This is a genomic window from Microcystis sp. M049S2, assembly GCF_020245625.1.
Taxonomy (GTDB): Bacteria; Cyanobacteriota; Cyanobacteriia; order Cyanobacteriales; family Microcystaceae; genus Microcystis; species Microcystis ichthyoblabe_A.
Genome location: NZ_JADBUN010000018.1, coordinates 1 through 4,955, shown reverse-complemented (window position 1 = coordinate 4,955; position 4,955 = coordinate 1). Strand labels below are relative to the sequence as shown.

At 39.7% G+C, this 4,955-nt stretch carries 5 protein-coding genes; 3 read left to right on the top strand and 2 right to left on the bottom strand.

Going from position 1 to position 4,955, the window contains the following annotated elements; all coding sequences use genetic code 11:
* Positions 1–453: Uma2 family endonuclease (locus tag IM496_RS01560; protein WP_287661028.1), on the bottom strand; the 453-nt coding region annotated here is incomplete at its 3' end.
* Between the two features lie 180 nt (positions 454–633).
* Positions 634–1,902 (bottom strand): DNA methyltransferase, encoded by a 1,269-nt coding sequence (locus tag IM496_RS01555; protein WP_287661027.1) that lies wholly within the window; start codon positions 1,900–1,902, stop codon positions 634–636.
* 182 nt (positions 1,903–2,084) lie between these two features.
* On the opposite strand from IM496_RS01555, the gene IM496_RS01550 reads away from it, so the two are divergent.
* The 3 genes from IM496_RS01550 (at position 2,085) to IM496_RS01540 (ending at position 4,777) form a co-directional block, all read left to right on the top strand.
* Positions 2,085–3,356, top strand: a complete 1,272-nt coding sequence (locus tag IM496_RS01550) for a dihydroorotase (RefSeq protein WP_287661026.1) — start codon at positions 2,085–2,087, stop codon at positions 3,354–3,356.
* Between the two features lie 84 nt (positions 3,357–3,440).
* Positions 3,441–4,607: a DNA-methyltransferase gene (locus IM496_RS01545; RefSeq protein WP_194014442.1), complete on the top strand. Its 1,167-nt coding sequence runs from the start codon at positions 3,441–3,443 to the stop codon at positions 4,605–4,607.
* A 20-nt stretch (positions 4,608–4,627) separates the two neighbouring features.
* Complete coding sequence (locus tag IM496_RS01540; RefSeq protein ID WP_194014444.1) at positions 4,628–4,777, top strand: PDDEXK family nuclease; 150 nt, start codon at positions 4,628–4,630, stop codon at positions 4,775–4,777.
* The last annotated feature ends 178 nt before the right edge of the window (positions 4,778–4,955 follow it).

Here is a 4,955-nt window from a genome sequence, read left to right as displayed (position 1 = left end):
TTCAAATTCTAGGCTTTCTGGGTCAAACCAAAAATAATCGGGAGTGCGAAATATATCTTGATAAATTTGTTTTTTCTCCTCTCGGTCAACTTTGGCGGTACTATCGGAGAGAATTTCCACAATTAAATTGGGATATTTGCCCTCTTCTCGCCAAACTACCCAACTTCTGCGGTTAGGATTGGGATTTGTCCCCAAAACCACGAAAAAATCGGGACCACGGCAGAATTCTGACTTTTTCTGGTTAGGACTGTAATAAATGGTTAAATTGCCGGCGGCAAAATAATCTTCTCGCTCGCGCCACCACCATTCTAAACACTGAATTAATAAAATAATTTGTTGTAGATGTAGGTTACTTTCCAAAGGGGGTTCATCACTCCAAAATTCGCCTTCTGGGAAGATTATCTCAGGGTTTACATGGGACTCGACTAGGGGTAAGCTTTGAGCGATAGTCATGGTTTTCCAACAGAGATAGGTTGATAATTAATTATAAACTAAATTTGTTACAGCAGTTAGCAATCAGTCCTCAGCCTTTAGCTATTTCACTGTAGATTTATCGATGTTTTAACCTTGCGAATCAGTGCTATTTTTGGGAAGTTGTTGATATTTTTTCTATTCGATTTGACTAAACTAGACCTACCTTTTCTCTAAGATTAGTAAATATTCGGATTTCATGCCATCAGGATTTTTATTCTTGCGAGATTTGAATAATTGTCTGGTTTTAATTCTATCCTCAAAGACGGTATTAAAAATAAAGCCATTTTCCTGAAAATATTCCTTTAATATTCGCCAAGTTTCTACTTCCACTCCATCCACTTTTGGATTACCGACAAAAATGCAAGCTTTCCCAGCTTGTTTTAATTTTCTGGTGGCATTTTCTAAAGCGTTGATAGTGTGACAAAAATAGGAATCGAGTATTTTATGTAAATTCTCTTTTTCTAAACTTGATCTCACTCGATTTAAGGTTTCAGTTTCGATTAATCTGGTAGCCTGTCGGTAGGGAATTTCTAGCTTAGAGATTTTTTGTACTTCTTTTTCTGTATATCCTAACCAATATAAATCTAGTTTTGCTGTTCTGATATATTCCTGTGCTTGCAGATAGGGGGGGGAACTAATTAAACAATCTAACTCTAGATTTTGATCGATCTCAAAAGTGGCACTATCTACTCCCCCATAAAAAAGCACTTGATTACAATTATGCCAAGTTACGGTAATATATTGATTGACGCTGGTTAAAGTTTCAAAACTCATCTCTTTTATCGTTCGTTTTAATTCCTCTTGCCAATCTCTTTGTAATAGTTCTTGTATATCTGATTTTTTGTATTTCGATTGAAATAATTTAGGTTTGGTATGTTCTGCATAGGAAAACTGTTTACTAACTTTCACTAAAACCGCTTGAATGATCTGGGAATACAAATCAGTTTCTAGATTTTTTTGACCTGCCCAAAGTTTCTGTAAAACTGCTAAAATCTCCTCTGGATACCAATAGTTTAAATTTGACCACTGAGGGATAAATTTATCCTTGCTGGCAAAAACTTCTAAGATTTTTTTATCTAACTCCGAGTAACTCAATGGTTCTTGGTGTTCTGTAATCTTAATCGGTATAATATGGTTTAAAAGATAATTAAGGTCAGTTAAAACCGCATTTCTTTGACAAAGTTTAGCCTCTAAACCCACCGTACCTGAACCGGCAAAAGGATCGATAATCCAATCATCCTTTTTACTGTAATTATCAAGGCAAAATCTCACCACTTGGGGAATAAATTTGGCAGGATAATAATAGATGCTATGGGTTAGATAACTGGTGCTGGTGATTTCTGGTACTAAATCTCGAAACGAAACTAATCGCGGGGTTCCCCGATCAAATTCTTCTAAATTGTTAAAAGCGAAAAGTTCTAACTGCATGATTCGGCTATCAATTCTGCTTAGGGTGGATCGGCCAATTAAAATAAAGATTAAAACCGTAGTCGATCAATATTCTAACTTATCGTCCCCCAACCTAACCGACAACTCAGCTTTTTTGCTTTTTACTTTTTACTTAACGTGATATACTGCCAGAGGAAAAAATGACGTTTTAATTAGTCTGCGTGAATAGCCAATCCTCGACAATTATAGAACAGGTTAGAGTCCTTGACCCCTTGACACAAACCGATCGCATTGCCGATGTCTGGATTGAGGAGGGGGTAATTAAAGCGATTGAATCTCAGCTTCCCCCAAGAGAAAATAGTAACTATATTTCCGGTCAAAACTGTATTTTTGCTCCCGGATTAGTCGATCTCTACAGTCATTCCGGGGAACCCGGCCACGAGGACCGAGAAACCCTCGCATCTTTGCTCAAAGCGGCCACGGCCGGAGGCTGCACCCGGGTGGCAATTCTCCCCAATACTCTCCCTCCCCTCGATCACCCCGCACTCATTAGCACATTACAGCAAAAAAGTCAAGGGTTTTTTGACTCAAAATCGACTCGTCTGCATTTTTGGGCAAGTCTCACCCTAGGAAGGCAAGGGCAAAAAATGACCGAATTAGCCGATTTAATGCCTGTAGCGGTGGGTTTTACCGATAATCGCAGTCTGGAAGATTTGGGACTGTTGCGGCGCTTATTGGAATACCTAAAACCCTTCGGTAAAAATATCGCCCTTTCCCCCGTAAATCAGCAATTAAAGGGTAATGGAGTCATGCGTGAGGGAGAAACCTCGATTCGCTTCGGTTTACCCGGAGATCCTGCTATTTCCGAAACCACTGCTTTAGCCACAATTTTAGAAATCGTCGGCGAAATTAATACACCTGTTCACATAATGCGAATTTCTACCCGTCGAGGAGTGGAATTAATTCGCGAGGCAAAAATGCGGGGATTGCCGATAACCGCTAGTGTGACGTGGTTGCATCTGCTCTTAAATACAGGATCGATCGCCAGCTATCATCCCAGTTTACACCTCGCTCCACCCTTGGGCAACGAAAGCGATCGCAAGGCGTTAATTGCGGCAATTAAGGAGGGAATTATCGACGCAATCGCGATCGATCATCGTCCCTATACCTACGAAGAAAAAACCGTCTCTTTTGCAGAAGCACCCCCCGGCGCGATCGGGTTAGAATTGGCTTTACCGCTACTCTGGGAAAAATTAGTAATAACCGGGCAATTATCAGCTTTACAATTATGGCAAGCGCTGAGTCTCAATCCCTGTCATTGTTTACAACAAAAACCGGCATCTCTCAACCCCGGTAATCCCGCAGAAGCAATTCTTTTTCATCCCCAAGCAAGCTGGAAAGTAACAGCAAATAATCTTCACTCCCTCAGTCATAATACTTTCTGGTTAAATCAAACAATTACAGGAAAAGTGTTAGAAATGTGGAATTTTTAAAAGGTGGCCAATTTCTATCTTGAGACTCTCCTAGTTTTTTGGATAATAATCAGCTAGAATTCTAGAGAGAACTAGAGTAATGTCATGGAAAAAGAACTGGTATCGGACAAGCGCGGTTATCTGCTTCGCACGGTGGCAGAAGCTAAAGAAATTGTCCTTAATTGGTTGCGGGAAATAAATTTAGTTAATGCGATTAAATTAGGTTTACCAGAAGTGGATGACAGATATCATATTTGGCGAGTTCCTTTATGTAATGAACAGAAAAAAACCGTTGGGGAAGTGGTGATCGATGCCTACACCACCGAAATTTTAGCCGATAGGACAACCCGGACTGAAATTATTATCGCTCGTCTGTTAAAACAGGATGAATCTAAATTAGAAAACCGCAAGAAACCCAAAAAAGAATATAAGCTTTCCTCTCTGATAAATACCATCGGATTTGGTGATTGTAGCGAACTTTTAGAGGAAATGCCCGCAGAAAGTGTTGATTTAATCTTTACCTCACCACCCTATTTTAATGCTCGCCCGGAATATTCGGAATTTGAAGAATACGAAAGCTATCTATTGAAGCTGCGACAGGTGATAAGAAAATGTCATCGAGTTTTGAGTGAAGGACGTTTTTTTGTCATTAATATTTCTCCCGTGCTGTTGCGTCGTGCTTCGCGTAATCAAGCTTCTAAACGTATTGCTGTCCCCTTTGATTTGCATCGAATTTTTATTGAAGAAGGTTACGACTTTATTGATGATATTATTTGGCTAAAACCAGAGGGAGCAGGGTGGGCAACTGGTAGAGGGCGCAGATTTGCCGCCGATCGCAATCCTCTCCAATACAAAACTGTGCCAGTGACTGAATACGTTTTAGTCTATCGTAAACACACAGATTTACTAATCGATTGGCATATTCGCAATCATCCCGATCAAGAAGTAGTAAAAGCCTCAAAAATTGCCGATGGTTATGAACGCACTAATGTTTGGAAGATTAACCCAGTCACTAACTCAAAACATCCCGCCGCTTTTCCCGTAGAATTGGCAGAAAAAGTGATTACCTATTACTCTTTTAAAGGTGATGTGGTTTTAGATCCCTTTGCTGGTTCGGGAACCGTGGGACTAGCGGCCGCTTCTTTACATAGACGTTTTGTTTTATTCGAGAGTAATTTTAATTATATTGAACTGATACGAAAGCTAATTACTGAAGGCAGTAAGACTGATTTAGACTCAATTATTTGGCTTAATTGTCCGTTAGAACACTAACAATAAGAAAGATAAACACCATGACAGCCAGTAAAAGTCACGCTTATTTTACTCCCAAAGACTATCTAGAAATAGAGAAAATTAGTCCCATTAAACCTGAATATATGCAAGGGCAAATCTTGGCGATGGCCGGGACAAGTAAATCCCATGTTATCATCACAGGTAAGTAGGTAGGCGTTAAAAATTATCAGATGCTCCCCTTATTAAGGGGGATCCCCCCGCCTATCGGCACCCCCCTTATCAAGCTATCCATTAGTCAGATCTTTCTTAACAAAAAGAGAAGAAACTTAAAAAAAGGGGAAACGATTGATAGGTATAGTTTTGAAAGAAGGAATTAAGGTGGAGGTA